The 18,186-nt window shown below is 32.3% G+C and carries 16 protein-coding genes; 3 read left to right on the plus strand and 13 right to left on the minus strand.

Annotation, left to right across the window (positions count from 1 at the left end):
* Positions 1 to 148 precede the first annotated feature (148 nt).
* Together AAEO59_RS06905 and AAEO59_RS06910 are read right to left on the minus strand one after the other, a co-directional pair.
* On the minus strand, positions 149 to 1,384 hold the full coding sequence (locus AAEO59_RS06905) for an ABC transporter permease (RefSeq protein WP_341700090.1): 1,236 nt from the start codon (positions 1,382 to 1,384) through the stop codon (positions 149 to 151).
* A gap of 91 nt (positions 1,385 to 1,475) precedes the next feature.
* Positions 1,476 to 1,970 (minus strand): YkgJ family cysteine cluster protein, encoded by a 495-nt coding sequence (locus AAEO59_RS06910; RefSeq protein WP_341700091.1) that lies wholly within the window; start codon positions 1,968 to 1,970, stop codon positions 1,476 to 1,478.
* 79 nt (positions 1,971 to 2,049) lie between these two features.
* Between AAEO59_RS06910 and AAEO59_RS06915 the strand changes: the two genes are divergently transcribed.
* Positions 2,050 to 2,751, plus strand: a complete 702-nt coding sequence (locus AAEO59_RS06915) for a class I SAM-dependent methyltransferase (RefSeq protein ID WP_341700005.1) — start codon at positions 2,050 to 2,052, stop codon at positions 2,749 to 2,751.
* Positions 2,752 to 2,797: 46 nt separating this feature from the next.
* On the opposite strand, the gene AAEO59_RS06920 is transcribed toward AAEO59_RS06915, so the two are convergent.
* From AAEO59_RS06920 to AAEO59_RS06950, 7 genes are all read right to left on the minus strand, one after another.
* Complete coding sequence (locus AAEO59_RS06920) at positions 2,798 to 3,430, minus strand: 7-carboxy-7-deazaguanine synthase QueE (protein WP_341700006.1); 633 nt, start codon at positions 3,428 to 3,430, stop codon at positions 2,798 to 2,800.
* Between the two features lie 133 nt (positions 3,431 to 3,563).
* The gene (locus tag AAEO59_RS06925) at positions 3,564 to 5,234 is read right to left on the minus strand and encodes a tetratricopeptide repeat protein (RefSeq protein ID WP_341700007.1); all 1,671 of its coding nucleotides are present in this window, start codon (positions 5,232 to 5,234) and stop codon (positions 3,564 to 3,566) included.
* 51 nt (positions 5,235 to 5,285) lie between these two features.
* Positions 5,286 to 6,194, minus strand: coding sequence for a PstS family phosphate ABC transporter substrate-binding protein (locus AAEO59_RS06930; RefSeq protein WP_341700008.1), 909 nt, complete (start codon positions 6,192 to 6,194; stop codon positions 5,286 to 5,288).
* A gap of 232 nt (positions 6,195 to 6,426) precedes the next feature.
* Entirely contained in the window at positions 6,427 to 7,239 is an 813-nt protein-coding gene (locus AAEO59_RS06935; RefSeq protein ID WP_341700009.1) for an energy transducer TonB, read from the minus strand.
* 40 nt (positions 7,240 to 7,279) lie between these two features.
* Entirely contained in the window at positions 7,280 to 7,828 is a 549-nt protein-coding gene (locus AAEO59_RS06940) for an ExbD/TolR family protein (protein ID WP_341700010.1), read from the minus strand.
* Positions 7,829 to 7,847: 19 nt separating this feature from the next.
* Complete coding sequence (locus AAEO59_RS06945; protein ID WP_341700011.1) at positions 7,848 to 8,486, minus strand: ExbD/TolR family protein; 639 nt, start codon at positions 8,484 to 8,486, stop codon at positions 7,848 to 7,850.
* 49 nt (positions 8,487 to 8,535) lie between these two features.
* A complete protein-coding gene (locus AAEO59_RS06950) occupies positions 8,536 to 9,354 on the minus strand; it encodes a MotA/TolQ/ExbB proton channel family protein (protein ID WP_341700012.1) in 819 nt (272 codons plus the stop codon).
* A gap of 368 nt (positions 9,355 to 9,722) precedes the next feature.
* Here AAEO59_RS06950 and AAEO59_RS06955 point away from each other — a divergent pair, with 368 nt between their 5' ends.
* Together AAEO59_RS06955 and AAEO59_RS06960 are read left to right on the plus strand one after the other, a co-directional pair.
* A complete protein-coding gene (locus AAEO59_RS06955) occupies positions 9,723 to 11,249 on the plus strand; it encodes a helicase HerA-like domain-containing protein (protein WP_341700013.1) in 1,527 nt (508 codons plus the stop codon).
* Between the two features lie 164 nt (positions 11,250 to 11,413).
* Positions 11,414 to 13,237, plus strand: a complete 1,824-nt coding sequence (locus AAEO59_RS06960) for a hypothetical protein (protein WP_407934924.1) — start codon at positions 11,414 to 11,416, stop codon at positions 13,235 to 13,237.
* A 60-nt stretch (positions 13,238 to 13,297) separates the two neighbouring features.
* Here the strand turns inward: AAEO59_RS06960 and queA are convergent, their stop codons facing one another.
* The 4 genes from queA to AAEO59_RS06980 form a co-directional block, all read right to left on the minus strand.
* The gene (queA, locus tag AAEO59_RS06965; RefSeq protein WP_341700014.1) at positions 13,298 to 14,347 is read right to left on the minus strand and encodes a tRNA preQ1(34) S-adenosylmethionine ribosyltransferase-isomerase QueA; all 1,050 of its coding nucleotides are present in this window, start codon (positions 14,345 to 14,347) and stop codon (positions 13,298 to 13,300) included.
* 173 nt (positions 14,348 to 14,520) lie between these two features.
* Positions 14,521 to 15,750, minus strand: coding sequence for a 3-phosphoshikimate 1-carboxyvinyltransferase (aroA, locus tag AAEO59_RS06970; RefSeq protein WP_341700015.1), 1,230 nt, complete (start codon positions 15,748 to 15,750; stop codon positions 14,521 to 14,523).
* 113 nt (positions 15,751 to 15,863) lie between these two features.
* Complete coding sequence (locus tag AAEO59_RS06975) at positions 15,864 to 16,190, minus strand: nucleotide pyrophosphohydrolase (RefSeq protein ID WP_055094629.1); 327 nt, start codon at positions 16,188 to 16,190, stop codon at positions 15,864 to 15,866.
* 1 nt (position 16,191) lies between these two features.
* On the minus strand, positions 16,192 to 18,183 hold the full coding sequence (locus AAEO59_RS06980) for a DUF3857 domain-containing protein (protein ID WP_341700016.1): 1,992 nt from the start codon (positions 18,181 to 18,183) through the stop codon (positions 16,192 to 16,194).
* Between the last annotated feature and the right edge of the window lie 3 nt (positions 18,184 to 18,186).

Genomic DNA, 18,186 nt, shown 5'->3' on the forward strand with positions numbered 1-18,186 from the left:
GGCATCACACTATAAAAGAAAACCCCGTTTTTGACTCCTTTTGAGCAATTTCGGGGTTTGTTTCTTCTAATATAATACCTATTTTTATGAAAAACAATAGATTGAGGTATTATGAATATGCCTCTTTAGAGTATATATTAAAGCCTAACTAATCAAAACGAATTGCTTTTACAGGAGTTATTTTAGTAATAATATAAGACGGAATAAGCAAAACCAAGAAACAAACTCCAACAGTCAGCACATTCAATAATAGAATATAAACAATATTTATATCTACCGGCGCTTGATTCACATAGTAGTTCTCAGGATTAAGCTTCACAATTCCAAAATACTTTTGAAGCAATAAAATAGCTACACCAATAAGGTTACCCCAAAAAAGACCTCTAAATATTAAATAAGATGCATTATACAAAAAAGTTTTTCGGATAGACCAGTTGTTCGCCCCTATTGCCTTTAAAATCCCTATCATTTGCGTTCGTTCTAAAATCAAAACCAATAACGCCACAACCATATTAATAGTAGCCACCAATATCATTACTATAAGAATGACAACAATATTAAAATCAAACAATTGAAGCCATTCAAAAATATAACTGTACTTTTCAACTATAGTTTGCGAATCCAAAGTTGAACCTGTATGTTCATAAACCTGCTCACCAACTACACTAATCTTGTCAAAATCATTTACAAAAACTTCAAAAGCACCAACTTGATCCGGTTTCCATTTATTAATTCGCTGAATATGGCGAAGATCACCCAAAACATAAGTAGCGTCAAATTCCTGAAAACCCGAATTAAAAATTCCAACAATTTTAAATCTCCTTATATTAGGCAATTTATTCTGCCCTTCCTTCATAAAGAAAGTATTAAACCCATCACCTACTTTAAGTTTTAACCTGTTAGCCAAAAACTGAGAAATCAACACTTCTGAATTCAAATTTCCTGTCAATACAGGCAATCTACCCTCGACAAGATACTCTTTTATATTATCCCATTTATAATCTACACCCACACCTTTATACACAATTCCTTCGAAAGCCTCCTCAGTTCTTATTATCCCGGCCTTAGTTGCTATAGCCTGAACATGGCTAACCTCAGGCACATCTTTAAATTTAGGATAAAACTTTTGATTCTTAGAAACCGGAACTAGTGTTGCGTCAGACTGATTATTGTCAAAATTAGCAATAATAATATGTCCATTAAAAGCCGATACTTTCTCTCGAATCTTTTGTTGAAGTCCAATTCCAGTAGCCACCGAAACAATCATCATAATCATCCCGATAGCAATAGCCAAAATTGCAATCTTTATAATAGGTGCAGAAATACTGCTTTTATTATTTTTAGCAGTAATAAGTCTTTTAGCAATGAAATATTCTAAATTCAAGTGATTAATTTTCAATTTTATTATTCAAAAATAAGGTTTAATTCTTAGGCGTTCACAAACAATCAGCTTAATACAACATTAAATCAGCAATTTAAAGAGGTAGTTTCTTTTTCATCTCCTCTACTATATTATATACAGCTGGACAAATAGGAATGTTTTTCAAAGTAATATTTGTAATTTGCTGAAACTTCTTTCTATCTGTATGTGGAAATTCCCTGCAAGCTTTTGGCCGAACATCATAAATAAAACAAGTATTATCTGTATCTAAAAAAGCACATGGAACTGTTTGCAAAACATAATCATTATCTTCATCAACACGAAGATACTGTTCGATAAACTGTTGCGGTTTTAACCTCAGGTGTTTTGAAATTCGCTCAATATCGGCAGAAGTAAAAAGCGGCCCAGTTGTTTTACAACAATTAGCACATTCCAAACAATCCGTCTTTCTAAATTCAGCATCATGTAAATCCTGCATTACATAATCTAAATTCTTAGGCGCTTTCTTTTTCAGTTTATCAAAATACTTTTTATTTTCAACTTGCTTATCTTTGGCTAGTTTTTGCAGTATGTTAATTTGTGGATTTATCAATTTCGTAATCTAAAAAATGAATTACAAAATTACACAAAACGTATATACAAATAAACGAATAACCAAATAAACTATCATGAAAGACCTTTTTGGCAAAGCCATTCTTGACTATCAAACCAATAATTCACCTGAAGATATAATTACCGAAACTACTATTTCAGAAGAAGACGAAATGAGTATCGCCTACTTATTTCGAAATTTCGACGCAATGCCAATTATCGAACAAAAAGCATTACAATTAGCCAAGGGTAAAACTTTAGATGTGGGTTGCGGCGCCGGTAGTCATAGTTTGTATTTACAAAACGGAAGAAATTTAGAAACTACAGCAATTGATATTTCCCCAAACGCTATAAAGACCTGTCAACTAAGAGGAATAAAAAATTCTTTAGTCCAAGATATTTTGACTTTAGAAAACGAAAAATTTGACAGCATCTTACTTTTAATGAACGGAACAGGAATATTTGGCTCTTTAAAAAACACTCCGCAATTTCTTCAAAAATTAAAATCTTTATTAAATCCGGGCGGACAAATTTTAATTGACAGTTCTGACATCATTTATATGTTTGATGAAGACGAAGACGGCGCATACGAAATACCCGCCAATGGTTATTACGGAGAATTAGAATTTACCATAAAATATAAAGGAGAAAAAGAAGATTCTTTTCCGTGGCTTTATCTGGATTACAACACTCTTCAAAATGCCGCAAATGATAACAGCTTACAATGCGAGTTAATTATTGAAGGGGAACATTATGATTATTTAGCCAGACTATACTAAGATTCAACAAAAAAACCAGATAAAACTTTACCTGGTTTTTTTTATTTTAAGGAATATTCAAATACTTATGCGTTTGTAACGAGACTCTCCATTTAGGATTATTCATTACATAATCTACAATTAGCGGTGTCATTTCTTCTTTCTTACTCCATTCTGGTTGTAAAAACAAAATAGCTTTGTTATTTACAAGTTCAGCTTGTTCTTCTGCAAAGATAAAATCGTGCTTATTATGAATAATTACCTTCAATTCATGAGCAGCCGCATAAACTGTCTCAGTAGGTAATTTATTTTTTTTGGGAGAAAGACAAATCCAATCCCAGGTTCCAGAAAGCGGATAAGCACCTGAAGTTTCAATATGCACTTTCATATTTTTTTCTTTCAATTTTGAAGTAAGCAACCCCATATCCCAAGTCAAAGGCTCACCACCAGTAATTACAACTGTATCAGCATATTTACTGGCATTATCAACAATATGAGTAATTGCTGTAGGCGGATGCAACTCAGCATTCCAACTTTCTTTAACATCACACCAATGACAGCCCACATCACAACCTCCAATTCTAATAAAATAAGCCGCAGTACCAGTATGAAATCCTTCTCCTTGTATAGTATAAAATTCCTCCATCAAAGGCAACATAGCACCTTTGTTAACTTCTAATTGAATTTCTTTTGATAGCATTTCTAAAATTTAAGCTGCAAAGATAACCAATTTGTATTGAGATTATTTAATTTATAAATAGCTTAACAAAACCACATAAAAAAAGAGGCTTACTCTATACTGAGAAAGCCTCTTTTTTTTCTATTTTTAATAATTATTGAAGTGATTTCAAAGATTGAGTAGCGTATTTATTAGCAGGATCCAAAGCAAGTGTTTTATTAAAATGCTCGATTGCTTTAGCTTTATCAAAGTTAGCATAACCAGCTCCCATTGTATTATAAGCTTCGATTAACTTTGTTTTAACTGCTGGCTTAGCAAGTTCTTCAGCACCTTTAGCAGAAACATGATCAATATACTCCTGATAATATTTAATCATTGCCTGATCATCTTCTAATAAACTATTTGTTCTTGCACGTGATATGTAAGCATCAACAGTATCCGGAGAAGCTTCTAAAACATTTGCATAAGCAGTATCCGCTTTTTTCAAAGCAACCATATCTCTTTCAGCAACTTCTTTACCTGCATTAGAAAAATAAATAGCATTTCCTAAATAAAAATTATCGATTAAGAAAGTTCTACTTTCTTTATAAGAAGTAGCTAATTCAAGGATTGCTGCTGCTTCTTTAAACATTTTTTTCTCATAGAATTTTTTACCCATATCACCTAATCCATCCGCTACAGCAGGCTCAAGTTCTACAGCTTTTTTAATAAAGTCAATTCCCTCAGCATATAAAGCAGGATCTACAGCAGTACCTTCAGCATTAGTTCCTTTTTTAATTTTTGCCTGACCTAAATACAAATAATCAAGAGCAATAACTTTATTAGATGGATTATTCACAAAATCTTGTAAAGAAGAAATTGCTGCATCAATATTTCCATTTTCATAAGCAGCATAACCTAAATATCTATATATTCTAGGATTTACATTATCTAATTCTTTCATTTTATTAGCCTCAATTTCTAAAGCTTTATAATCTTTAGCTAAAATCAAGAAATCTGCGTGACGCATACGTGAAGCCAATGAATAATCAGTAAGTGACATATATTTTTCATAAAATGTCAACGCTTGCTTAATGTATTGATCATAACGACCAGGTACATTTAGTGCCCAATAATAATAGGTCTGAGCCAATTCTCTGTAAACCGGACCGTAATTTGGACTCAAAGCAATAACTTCGTTATAAGCAGCTACAGCTTCTTGGTACGCTTTTGCTCCTTTTAACAAAACTCCTAATTGCATTTTAGCTCTAATCAAAGTATTATCTCCCTGAAATGCATTACGATAAGATGTAAAAGCTTCATTTTGATTTTTATCACCATAAAAAGCATCTCCTAAAGCCAAAAGCACCTGTGGTTCAGTAGGATTTTTTTCTTTTGCAAGCGCTAAAGTAGCCAATGCCGCTTTATAATCAGGATGAGAATTATTCATATATGCTTTTGCAATATAAATGTACTCCTCGAAATCTTTTTTTCGAGTTTCACTTTTAACCAAATCAAATTTAGTCTTTGCAGCCGCAACATCTTTATTTTCTAAATCAATTTGACCTAATCCAATATTATTAAAATGAGCTGCATCTTTAGCCTTTAATCCTTCATTAAAAGTAATTTTAGCAGAATCAATAACATTTTGATTCAAATAAATATTTCCTAGAAGAAAATACGCTTTACCTTCAGAAGGATCTGCTTTTATAATTGACTTTAAAGATGTTTTAGCTTTTTGAAATTGTTCTGCGTCAATTTGTTTCTTTACCTCATTAATATCCTGCGCTTGTAAAGCAGAAGCTGAAGCAAACAAAGTAAGACTTAAAAATTTAAATTTATTCATTGTAACTTTATTTAATTTATTCATTTTCATTAATTCGTTTCTCGTTGATTATCAAATTCTAGACTTAATCAAAATTTTTCTCCCAGGTATCGATGCAGGCAACATACCTGATTTCAATACAATTCTTTGACCAATTTCACCAGCCAGAAAAGAAGCAAACCCCATACCTAAACCAGATGTTCCTTGACAGTTAATAATAAACAAATCACGTGCCAAAGGATAAGTTCCTTCTGCTAGATTATTTTGAGTTGGTGCAAAATAAGATTTTTTATTTAAACCCTCTACGTTTAAAACGTTAATATTAGTTAAATAATCTTTAATTTTTACCGTAGGCTGTAATAACCAGTTTACACCAATCACCCCTATCATACCTTGATTCTCTGCAACAAATTGAACTACCTCTTCGTTAGATTTAAAAGAATAAACATCTTTTTGAGGCAAATCTTTCACTGAAGCTAGGTCAGTCAGATAACGCACCGTACTCGAATTAGGATTATCAAATACAAGCCCTTTAATCTTAGAAACTGCATTTCCTTTTATAAAAGAAACAACATCTTTTAAAGAAACTAAAGTATCTGTATCTTTTGAATTAGATATAAAAGCAATTGCATCAGTTGCAAATTTCGTTACTCTTGGTTTTATTTTTGAACGCTCAAAAAACTTAATTTCTGTACTATCTAGAGGCCTTGAAAGAATAACTATTCCCGAAGTATCTTTTAAGAAAGACTGTAATAATTCTTTTTCCGACTTTGCGACTAATGTAATCTTAGCATTATAGGTGCTTTCAAAAACAGCAATTTGATCTTCAATTAAAGGCTTTACAGTCTCATCTACTAAAATAGTAACCTTTCCTTTAATAATAGTTTCTTTATCCTGCTTAGAATCCGATTGTTTACAAGAAATAAATAATCCAAAAACTAAAATAAAAAAAACGGTTAACGCCAAAAATATTTTTCTCATTCTTCTTCTTTATTATCATTAATAATTCTTAAACAACGAATAAAAGCATAAACAATTAAAAGAGCACCAAAAGCAAATCTATAATTCTTTGATAAAGCTAAAGGAAAATTATCCATAAAAATAACAATCAATCCCAAAACAAAATAAAGAACAAAAAACAATATGCCTATAACGAGAAGAAATCGCTCTCTGAGCGATTTCTTCTGAATATTTGTGATAAATTTCTTTAACATTATTCTGCCGAAGTTATACTAATTGGTAAAGAATAAAGTACCCTTACTGGTTTTCCATTTTGAATTCCTGGATTCCATCTTGGACATTTTTGCAACACTCTGATAGCTTCTTTACCTGTTCCGTAACCTATATCTCTTAAAACTTTGATATCAGTCAACGACCCATCTTTTTCAACTACGAAAGTAACATATACTTTACCTTTCAAACCTTCTTCCTCAGGAGTACGGTAGTTTTTACCAACAAAGTTATAAAACTTTTCCATCCCTCCAGGAAATTCAGGTTTTACCTCGATACCTGCAGTACTATAAACCTGATCATCAACTTCCTCAACTACCTGACTTGTTTTTGGACCATTACCTGCTGGTGCTACAGTTAAAACAGCATCCGGATCACCTTTAATAGTTTCAGTACCTGTCTTCTTGTCTTTGATTTCTTCAATCTTAGGCGGTTCTTCAACAACCTCCTCAGCTTTTGCAACCACTGGCTTAACAAATTTCACCTGATCAACCGCTGGCGGTGGTGGTGGTGGTGGTGGTGCATTTAACTTAGGTGGTTCAACTTTCTTTGGAGGCAGCTTTACATTAGTTAGCTTAACCTCTTTAAGTGAATTGTCTTCGTCATCTGTCGACTTAGGAATCAAACTGATAATAAGAGGAGCACTAACTGCTAAACTAAAGAAGAAAGCACCTATAAGCAATGCTTTAACTGTAGTTTTACGGTTTGACTTTCTTAATTCGTAAGCTCCGTACAACTTGTTACGACCTTCGAAAACAATTTCAACCCATTGGTTTTTTAATATATCTAATTTCATTTTTCTTAATTATTAGGTTATTAAGAAAACAAGATTACTCTTATTTCCCCTCTAACAATTTTTGTTCCTCAGGTAAAAAATCATTAACGATTGTATAAGTAGGAATAGAAGAGATAGCCATTTCATCTAAAACATCAACCACATTTTTGTAGTTTGATTTTTTACCAGGTTTGATAATAACAATCATACCTTGTTCTGGATTCCCTTTTGCTGCAGTATAAGCAGCAACATCTTTTTTCCTCTTAATTAATTCTTTACGAATTCCATCTTTACCGTAAGCTATAAGTTTTGGTGCCATAGGACTATTAATAATCCCCATGTAAAAGTACATTTGATCGTTGTCCCCTAACAATATAGTCATGGTACGATTTTCATCTACTTTCATATCCTCAACTTTTTCCTTAGGATCTTTATCTGGCAAACCTAAACTCATCGCTTGAGGTTTTGACAACGAAGTAGTAAGCATAAAGAAAGTGATCAATAAGAATGCTAAATCCACCATGGCAGTTAAATCCACCTTCGAATTTTGCTTTTTACTTCTTACCTTGCCGCCTTTATCACCACCACTGTCGGTATTTAATTCAGCCATTTTAGTATATTTTTTTTAATTAAAAATCTTTTCCTCTCAATCCAGTAACTAAACTAAATGAATTGATATGTTGATCCTGTAAAATATCCATTACTTTTTTGATAACTGGATATTCCTCTTTTGCATCACCCTTAATGGCAATTTGTAATTCTTGCTTGCTACCTTTTGCATTATTAAATTCATTGTTAGCAATACGAGCATTATAAACCCATTCTTTCACTTGGTTATTCAATGAATCCATTGGTATACCTGGTTGATCTGCTTTTACACGATCAGAAGCCTTCATGTCAATTATTTGCTTAAGATTTTGAATTGGCACACCAAAATCAGTCATCAAAGCGAACTTCTCTTTATCTTCTTCAGAAAAAGTAACACCATACTTATCCCCCATTAATTCAAGGGCTCTTTTACGAACATCTCTACCTTTCAAATCGAAGAAAACTCTATCTTTTCCATCTTTATTACCAACAGTTAATGTTGCTAAATCAGACTCAGGTAATTTTGTTTGTACAGTAGAAGCAGGTGTATCCACAGGCAATGCCTCAGGAACTTTAGCTGTAGCTGTCAAAATAAAGAAGGTAAGCAAAAGAAACGCAACGTCACACATCGCAGTCATATCTGTCGATGTCGACTTCTTTTTCATTTTTATTTTAGCCATTCTTTTTGTTTTTTATTTTGATACAATAAATACTTATTATCAAAAATGATTATTGTTTCAAACTTCCTCTGAATTTTCTGTAAGTATTAACGATTGTAGTACCTGCCTCATCGATAGAGTAAGTTAAGTCGTCAATTTTTGCAGTAAAGAAGTTGTAAGCAACAATTGCCAAAATAGATGTAGAGATACCTGTTGCAGTATTGATAAGTGCTTCAGAGATACCTGTTGCAAGAGCAGCTTGATCTGGAGTTCCAGCAGATGCTAACGCACCAAACGCTTTAATCATCCCCGATACAGTACCTAATAATCCTCCTAAAGTTCCTAAAGAAACAAGTGAAGAAATAATAGTCATGTTTTTCTCTAACATTGGCATTTCAAGAGAAGTAACTTCTTCGATTTCTTTGTGGATAGTTTCAGAAGCTTCTTCACTGTTGAATCCTTCTTTTTTAACATCCTGATATTTAACTAAAGCTGATTTAATTGCATTTGCAACTGAACCTTGTTGTTTATCACAAGCAGCAATAGCTTCTTCAATATGACCACCTTTAATACTTGCTTGTACATTAGACATAAAAGCATCTAAATTTCCTTTTCCAGCAGCTTTAGTAATTACAAAAAATCTCTCAATTGAGAATGTGATTACCATTAATAACATACCTAATAAAACTGGTACGATGAATCCTCCTTTGTAAACTTGTCCTAAAGTATTGATTGGATGTCCAGTTTCTGGATTTCCTCCCTCAAAGTTAGCAGGTGCTCCCATGATAAATTTCCAAATCACAACTCCCACCGACACACATAATAAAATAATGATTCCTGAAATCATTCCTCCTCCTTTTGAACTGCTTTCTTTTTTAACGTTTGCCATTTTTTTTTAAATTTTAATAGTTTTAAATAATTTATATTAGTTATAATTAACTTGTAGTCCCGCAAATTTATACGTTTCATTGAAATAAAAAAATTTTTTTTCATTATATTCAAACTAACTAATCATAAATTAACACCTGAAAAATATAACGATTGTTTTATTATCAATTTCATCATGTTATTTCATAGATATTAATAAAATAATTAATTAAATTGCTTTTATTAGCAATAATATTTCAACATCTAAAATTTAAGCCAAAAAACTCTTTTTTTTAATATTTAACAAAAAAAAAGGCTTAAAATTACAGTAAATATTAAATTATTAGATTTAAAAAAACCAAAACATACAATTAAAAAAAACTTAGTTTTATGAATAAGACTGAAAAATTCGCTGAAGAAATCAACTCTGGCTACCAATCAAAAGGAGAAAACATCCTTTTAGGAGCCGCTATTTTAGAAGGTCAAACCATAAATAATGCCCATATAAAAATACCATTAAAGACATTAAACAGACACGGACTAATTGCTGGAGCTACCGGAACCGGAAAAACAAAAACAATTCAAGTCTTATCAGAACAATTATCTTCTCTTGGCGTACCCGTATTAATGATGGACATTAAAGGCGATTTTAGCGGCATAGCCAAAGAAGGAGAAGAAAAAACTTTTATAATTGAAAGACATCAAAAAATCAATATCCCATACCAAACTACAGGCTTCCCTGTTGAACTATTAAGTCTTTCCGAACAAAGCGGTGTAAGACTTAGAGCAACCATCTCAGAGTTTGGACCTGTATTATTTTCCAGAATACTCGATTTAAATGACACACAAGCTGGAGTAGTTGCTATCATATTTAAATATTGCGATGACAATAAAATGCCATTGCTTGATCTAAAAGATTTCAAAAAAGTCATCAACTACATCACTGAAGAAGGTAAAGATGAAATCACTGAAAGTTACGGAAAAATATCAACTTCAACAACAGGTATCATTCTGAGAAAAATTATCGAACTGGAACAACAGGGCGGCGAAATGTTTTTTGGAGAAATGTCATTTGAAATTGATGACTTGATGCGAATTGACGAAAACGGAAAAGGCTACATTAACATACTGCGACTAAACGATATCCAAGACAAGCCGAAGCTTTTCTCCACATTCATGCTTAGCTTATTGGCTGAAATCTACCAACAAATGCCTGAAAAAGGTGATGTTGAACAACCTGAATTAGTCATTTTTATTGACGAAGCGCACTTAATCTTTAAAGAAGCAAGCAAAACACTATTGGAACAAATTGAAACCATAATAAAATTAATCCGTTCAAAAGGCATCGGAATTTATTTTATAACACAAAATCCAATGGACGTTCCAAGCGGTATATTAGCACAATTAGGCCTTAAAATCCAACATGCATTGAGAGCTTTTACTGCCAATGACAGGCAAGCAATAAAACAAACTGCAGATAATTATCCAATATCAGAATTCTACAACACAAGTGAATTAATTACAAGTTTAGGAATTGGGGAAGCATTAGTAACAGCACTAAACGAAAAAGGAATCCCAACTCCACTTGCGGCAACTATGCTTAGAGCTCCTATGAGCAGAATGGACATTTTAACAGATGATGAAATCCAAGAAATCAATAGTAAATCAAAGTTGGTAAAAAAATACAGCGAAAACATCGATCGCGAAAGTGCTTATGAAATGCTGAATAAAAAAATCACTGTAATAGAAGAGGAAAATTCTAAAGAAGAAGAAAAACAAAACGAAATAAAACAAAGCAAAACTTCAAACCAACCCAGCACTTCTGAAGTTGTTGGAAAATCGGTCTTAAAAGTACTTACAAGCGCAACTTTTATAAGAGGTGCCTTTGGAATACTCTCTAAGATTCTCAAAAAATAGAAAATTCATAACTCATAAAGAATAATAGCAATAACAATTCAAAATATGTTATTGCTATTTTTTTTATTCAATAAATTAATGTTGGTCCTAAAACCTTTATATGACATTTATCAGTTTTTAAGCAAATGATTATTATAAACTTTGCACAAACTATTAATGAAGGTATGAACATGACTAAAAATCCACAACCATTACACAATTTCCATATACCAGTTATGGGACTTGCCTATACTATTGACAGCCCTATCCGAGTGGCACATTATGGAATTTCTTCGGTAATTTCACTTGCTGACGACGAGTTAATAGAAAAAATGAACGCATTTTATCACGAAAAACTCAACATTCCTTATCAGGAAATATCAAAAAAAGTTACTGACTACAGAGCTAAAAGAATTACTTCTTATTTAAATTTAGTTGATAAAATTGTAAAAGAAAAATTTAATAATTTCAAAAATGAATTAGTTGAAAGCAAAGAAGCTGTAGAAAACTATATCGCCATCTTACCTAACAAATCTGAGATAAAAAAAGGGTTGCAATCCATCATTGAAGAAGGCATCAACTGGAAAGACAATGTTAAAAACTACATCGAAAAAAATTTGTCTGCAGGCGCTATTGATGTCAACATTATGACAAAACTAGACAAAGACAATTTTGATAAAAACGAACAACTACCTCTCATGTACAATGATGCACATGCTGCACTAAGAGGTTTTGCTAACAGTACAACAAATTCTTCCATTGTACTTTCGGCAGGTATGAATCCAAGATTATTTAGTTATTTTGAAAATTTTGAAGAATTTTATCCTGACGAAAACAACCAATTAAAAAAGAAAATCACATTAAAAGTAAGCGACTTCCGTTCAGCAATGATTCAAGGAAACTTTTTAGCCAAAAAGGGACTTTGGGTTTCAGAATACCGTATCGAATCAGGATTAAATTGCGGTGGACATGCTTTTGCTACAGAAGGATTTTTATTAGGTCCGATTTTAGAAGAGTTCAAACAAAAGAAGGAACAACTTATACAATCGGCTCATGAAATAATGATTAAAGCATTGGAACAAAAAGGAAAAAGAATTCCAGACGAATCATTAGAATTAAAAATTACGGTTCAGGGAGGAGTTGGAACTTCTGAAGAACACGATTTTCTATTGGATTATTACAATGTTGACTCTGTAGGCTGGGGTTCTCCATTTCTATTAGTTCCTGAAGCGACTTCTGTAGACCAAGAAACCCGAAACTTGTTAATAAAAGCTAAAGAAGAGGATTTATATTTAAGCCAAATTTCCCCATTAGGAGTACCTTTTAACACCTTGAGAGGCACAACCAATGAGAAAATAAAACAAAAACGCATCCAGGAAAGCAAAGCAGGAAGTTCTTGTCCAAAAAAATTCCTTGCTCTTAATAAAGATGCTGAAGGAAACGGAATTTGTACCGCATCTAAAAAATATCAGGATTACAAACTGGAAGAATTAGAAGCAAACAAAAACAATTTCACCATAGAAAATTACGAGAAAGCCAAAGCATCAATTACTGAAAAATCATGTCTTTGTGTTGGTTTAGCCAATGCTTCTTATTTAGAAAACGACATCAAAATAAAAGGACAAGACCAAGGAGTTGTAGTTTGTCCCGGTCCAAATATGGCTTATTTTGATCAGGAAGTTTCACTTTTTCAAATGATACAGCATATTTACGGAAACACATCCGTTTTAAGAAATCCAAACCGACCACATTTTTTTGTAAAAGAATTAAAAATGTATATCGATTACTTAAAAAATGATATCCTTTCTATTAGTGAAGAAATCAACAATGCCAAATCTAAAAAACTAGAAGCTTTTAAAACCAATCTTCTTGAAGGTATCAAGTATTATGAAACGCTTTTTTCTACAATACCAAATTTTGAAACCATCAAAAAGGAAATCTCTAAACAAATCGAATTCTATAAAAACGAAATTGACACCATCGAGATACCACGACTACAAATAGCTTAAAAAGCAAAAAACCCGTCAATTATTGACGGGTTCTTTTTATGAATTAACCTTTATTAGTGATTACAATATTAACATTGCGTCACCGTAAGAATAGAATTTATACTTCTCTTTAATCGCTTCTTCATAAGCTTTCTTCATTAAATCATGTCCGCAAAATGCAGAAATCATCATTAACAAAGTTGATTTTGGCGTATGAAAATTAGTAACCATACAATTAGCAACACTAAAATCATGAGGAGGAAAGATAAACTTGTTTGTCCATCCTTCATAAGGATTCAAAGTATTTTGTGAAGAAACCGAACTTTCGATAGCACGCATCGAAGTAGTTCCTATCGCACATACACGTTTTCTTTTTGCCTTAGCAGCATTCACAACATCACAAGCTTCCTGAGTAATTTTTAACTCCTCAGAATCCATTTTGTGTTTTGATAAATCTTCCACCTCAACCGGATTAAAAGTCCCTAAACCTACGTGAAGTGTAACTTCAGCAAAGTTTACTCCTTTAATTTCCAATCTTTTTAATAAGTGCTTAGAAAAATGCAAACCAGCTGTTGGTGCAGCCACAGCTCCTTCTTCTTTAGCATAAATTGTTTGGTAACGTTCTGCATCTTCAGGAGTCACCTCTCTGTTGATGTATTTAGGAATTGGAGTTTCTCCAAGTTCAGTCAATTTGTTTCTAAACTCTTCGTAAGAACCATCATATAAAAAACGTAAAGTTCTACCACGAGATGTAGTATTGTCAATAACCTCAGCAACTAATGAATCGTCATCACCAAAATATAATTTATTTCCAATTCTGATTTTACGAGCCGGATCAACTAATACATCCCAAAGACGTTGTTCAGCATTCAATTCTCTAAGTAAAAAAACTTCGATTCTTGCTCCAGTTTTTTCTTTGTTTCCGTATAAACGAGCAGGAAAAACTTTAGTATTGTTTAAAATCATTACATCTCCATCATCAAAATAATCGATAATGTCTTTGAACATTTTGTGCTCAATGGTTTGTTTTTTTCTATCAATTACCATTAAACGAGCTTCATCTCTGTTTTCAGCAGGAAATTCAGCTAAAAGTTCTTTAGGTAAGTCAAAATTAAAATGTGATAATTTCATTTGAAAAAATTAGAAGTTAGAAATTAAAAGTCAGAAGTTCTATTAGCTTCCACTTTTAACGGCTGCAAATATACGATTGTCAAATAGGCGATGTCAAGTATTTTATCGTTTAATTTGAAATTAAAACAACAAAACCCCAAAGCATCAATGTTTTAGGGTTTTTATGATAATGATTAACCTATTAAATCTGAAACTTTATAGCCTAATTTTTCCATATCAGTCCAAAAATCAGGATAAGATTTAGAAACTACATCGGCATTTTCGATAATAATTGGCACTTTTAAAGCTAAAGGCGCAAAAGCCATTGCCATTCTATGATCGTTATAAGTTCCAATTTTTACATTTGAATTGATTTCTGAAGTAGCCACAAGAGTTAAGCTATCATTGGTAACAGAAATATTGGCACCTAATTTAGTTAATTCGATACGCAATGCTTCTAAACGGTCAGTCTCTTTAATTTTTAAAGTATGAAGCCCTGTAAGGTAACAACCTATTCCCAACCCAAGACAAGTAACAACGATCGTTTGCGCAATATCAGGTGTATTATTCAAATCAAAAGTAACGTCTTGATGTTTGAATTTTTTATTTTTAGTTAAAGTAATAGTATTTCCATTAAACTGAGTTTCCACTCCCATTTCTTTATAAATAGAAACTAAAGCTGAATCGCCCTGTAAACTAGATTGTTTATAGCTACTGAGAGAAATCTCAGCTTCTTCAGACAAAGCTGCTAAGCTAAAGAAGTAAGAAGCCGAACTCCAGTCAGACTCTACAGTCATTACTTTTGGTTCTACTTCCTGTTTTGGATACACTTTAATAACATTTCCTTCAAAACTCGTTTGAATGTTCAAATCATTCAACAAAGCCAATGTCATTTTAATATAAGGAATTGACGTAATCTCGCCTTCTAAAGTTAACTCAATACCATTTTCTAATTTTGGTGCAACTAACAATAAAGCGGAAATATACTGACTACTGACATTAGCAGCCATAGTCACTTTAGATTCTGTGATTTTTTGTCCTTTGATTTTAATTGGTGGATAACCTTCTTCTTTCAGGAAAGAAATTTCAGCTCCTAATTGGCGTAAAGCTTCCACTAAAATTTTAACCGGACGTTCCTGCATACGACTTGAACCAGTCAAAATCACTTCGCGACCTTCTTTCACAGCAAAATATGCTGTTAAAAAACGCATTGCAGTTCCTGCATGATGAATATCTACTACTTCTTCATTTCCGCTTAATGCCATTTGCATTACTTCACTATCATCAGAATTAGAGGTATTGCTTAAAGTAATATTAGGAAATAATGCCTGTAAAAGTAACAATCTGTTGGTTTCACTTTTAGACCCTGTTACCTCTATTTTAGCATTTAAATTAGAATGAGTAGTTTGTAGTAGTAAATTCATTTTTTAAATTATTAGGGATGAATTATTTGTTATTGTCCAAGACATTTAACGTAAATAATTTGAGGGCGCAATTTAGCACTCCCAATTCACAATTCATAATCCACACCTAATAATTATTTTAATTTTTCATTGTTTTTGTGACGGTCTTTATCACGAACCGATTTTAAATCCATTTTTTTATCAAATGCTGCCTGCAAATCGATTCCAGTTTGATTAGCCAAACACAAAACTACAAAAACCACATCAGCTAGTTCTTCGCCTAAATCTTTGCTTTTATCACTTTCTTTCTCCGATTGCTCTCCATAACGACGCGCAATAATTCGGGCTACCTCTCCTACCTCTTCGGTAAGCTGAGCCATATTAGTCAATTCGTTAAAATAACGAACACCGTGTTCTTTTATCCAGGTATCTACGTCTAGTTGGGCGTTTTTAAGATTCATTCTATATTTTTTTTAATACTATTTTCTCTTTTTGTTTATCTACTATTTTTTGATAAAATTCTTTAAGCATGGAATAATCCTCCGCAGAAACAATTGCTTTTTTCAAGTCAGATTGAACAGCTATTTGGATTCGATTTTGATTTTGTTCTAAAATACATTTAAAAACCAACGCACCATCGCCAGCTGACAAATTTATTCCTTTTGGCAATGATTCTACCTCAAAACCTTCAGGTATTTCAATATTTATAGTATATTTTTTTTGAGTAGGATATCCAAAATAAACAGGCATCTTTCTATTTTCCTGAAAAAAAGGGTTTCTATTGGTTGTAAAAAACAACAAAGGATTAATAAAAAATTCTTTTCCAATAATTTCTACATGATTCGCAGATTGAAATGAAAAACTTTCATCGACAGGTTTTAATAAATCGGCATTTTTATTATTAACCTGATAATTACTTATTTCAATACCATTATACAAATTCTCCATTCTTTCTATATAATTATCAGTAGTTGCCTGAGCAAATTTGTCTCTGTAACTATATGCTTCATAATTTGTTTTACGACTTCGTAAATCACCGGAAATCTTTCCGGAATTATCAATTTTTACCATTACACTACAATTCACAGCTGAAGGAATTGTAGGCAATAAATTTACTTCTTTTGAAGTGCCGTCCGGCTGAATTAAACGTCCAGTCCAATTTAAAGTATTAAGTGGTAAAATATTTGCTGCTGTATATTTATGAGTAGCATCCAGTAATACTTGTTGCCCATCAATATCTGCCATTGCAACAACATAATTAAAAACTGTGCGACCAGGGTAAACAGGCAACCCATTATTTATAGTACTTAGCAAGACAGGATCTGAATTTATCCCGGCCAATCGTAGCATTGAAATTAGTATAAAATTAATTTCGGCTACATTTCCCGTTCTATCCTGATAAGCCTTTACAACTCCTTTATCAGTATAATATCCGTATTCCTGATTCCAATTCATTTTTTCCTGAACAAACTTAAAAATTTTCCCAAGCCTTTCTTCTTTAGAATCTTCACTATTAAGAAGCAATTTTACATCATTAATTAAAAAGTCTCTTTTATCTAGTTCTTTTCCAAAATCTTTGTTTTCAAAAATAGTTTTAGCTACCCCTTCCCAAGTAATAGCATAATCTTTAACTGGTTGCCCCGGAAAACGAGTTCTTTCTAATTCATTATGAAGTGAGCATTGATAATTTTTCACATTATCAACATATTCTTCTTCTTTCAATGCAGGGATATCTTTGGCAATATAACTACTACTTATTTGTTGATATGTCATCGTATTCGTCTGCCCGTATTGATTGTCAAAATTTACCGAGCCCTGTTCCATTTTAGATTCGGTCTTTACATCTATATACCCTTTTAGAATCGTTTTATAGATATAATATTCTGGTATCTCTGTTTTATACTCCGCATAATTTACAGGAATAGTGTATTGAAAATCACAAACCGGAAATTGTCCTAAATTCTCCGATTTCAACAAATAAGTAAACTCTACTATAGAACCAGCTTTGACATTCGGCATTGACAATTTTGCCATTTTCCAATTATCATTCAACTTCGTTTTAAAAATACCCTCATTTCCCAATTTGGTTTTAACAATCACTCCCCCTTCTAAATTATATGTTAAAGCATCATTAAATCTTAAATTTTCCTCATTCAAATTTTCATATCCCACATAATAAGGCACTTCAAAATTGGCCCAATTCAAACCTTCTTTTTTATATATTTTAATCCTATACGTAAATTCATGATTCATAATAAATCCCACCTTTTCAGAATAAGTAAAAAAAGTTCTTCCCTTTTTATATAGGATTGCCGCTGCCGCACTAGTATCAACCGGATGCTTTTTTGCCTGCAGTTCAGCAACAGTAACTTTATCCAATTTAAGTGCTTGCGCTTTTGCTGAAATCGCTATCAAAAAGACAGCTAAAACTATTTTAAAACGATACAACTTCATAGG

This window comes from Flavobacterium flavipallidum (assembly GCF_038289905.1).
Taxonomy (GTDB): Bacteria; Bacteroidota; Bacteroidia; order Flavobacteriales; family Flavobacteriaceae; genus Flavobacterium; species Flavobacterium flavipallidum.

Excerpts from the sequence above, each read along its gene's own strand:
- AAEO59_RS06960 (WP_407934924.1), top strand. The coding sequence starts at position 11,414 with ATGAACATGACTAAAAATCCACAACCATTACACAATTTCCATATACCA.
- AAEO59_RS06955 (WP_341700013.1), top strand. The coding sequence starts at position 9,723 with ATGAATAAGACTGAAAAATTCGCTGAAGAAATCAACTCTGGCTACCAA.
- AAEO59_RS06975 (WP_055094629.1), bottom strand. The coding sequence starts at position 16,190 with ATGAATCTTAAAAACGCCCAACTAGACGTAGATACCTGGATAAAAGAA.
- AAEO59_RS06940 (WP_341700010.1), bottom strand. The coding sequence starts at position 7,828 with ATGGCTGAATTAAATACCGACAGTGGTGGTGATAAAGGCGGCAAGGTA.
- AAEO59_RS06945 (WP_341700011.1), bottom strand. The coding sequence starts at position 8,486 with ATGGCTAAAATAAAAATGAAAAAGAAGTCGACATCGACAGATATGACT.
- AAEO59_RS06930 (WP_341700008.1), bottom strand. The coding sequence starts at position 6,194 with ATGAGAAAAATATTTTTGGCGTTAACCGTTTTTTTTATTTTAGTTTTT.
- AAEO59_RS06915 (WP_341700005.1), top strand. The coding sequence starts at position 2,050 with ATGAAAGACCTTTTTGGCAAAGCCATTCTTGACTATCAAACCAATAAT.
- aroA (WP_341700015.1), bottom strand. The coding sequence starts at position 15,750 with ATGAATTTACTACTACAAACTACTCATTCTAATTTAAATGCTAAAATA.
- AAEO59_RS06925 (WP_341700007.1), bottom strand. The coding sequence starts at position 5,234 with ATGAATAAATTTAAATTTTTAAGTCTTACTTTGTTTGCTTCAGCTTCT.
- AAEO59_RS06950 (WP_341700012.1), bottom strand. The coding sequence starts at position 9,354 with ATGGCAAACGTTAAAAAAGAAAGCAGTTCAAAAGGAGGAGGAATGATT.
- queA (WP_341700014.1), bottom strand. The coding sequence starts at position 14,347 with ATGAAATTATCACATTTTAATTTTGACTTACCTAAAGAACTTTTAGCT.
- AAEO59_RS06920 (WP_341700006.1), bottom strand. The coding sequence starts at position 3,430 with ATGCTATCAAAAGAAATTCAATTAGAAGTTAACAAAGGTGCTATGTTG.
- AAEO59_RS06935 (WP_341700009.1), bottom strand. The coding sequence starts at position 7,239 with ATGAAATTAGATATATTAAAAAACCAATGGGTTGAAATTGTTTTCGAA.
- AAEO59_RS06980 (WP_341700016.1), bottom strand. The coding sequence starts at position 18,183 with ATGAAGTTGTATCGTTTTAAAATAGTTTTAGCTGTCTTTTTGATAGCG.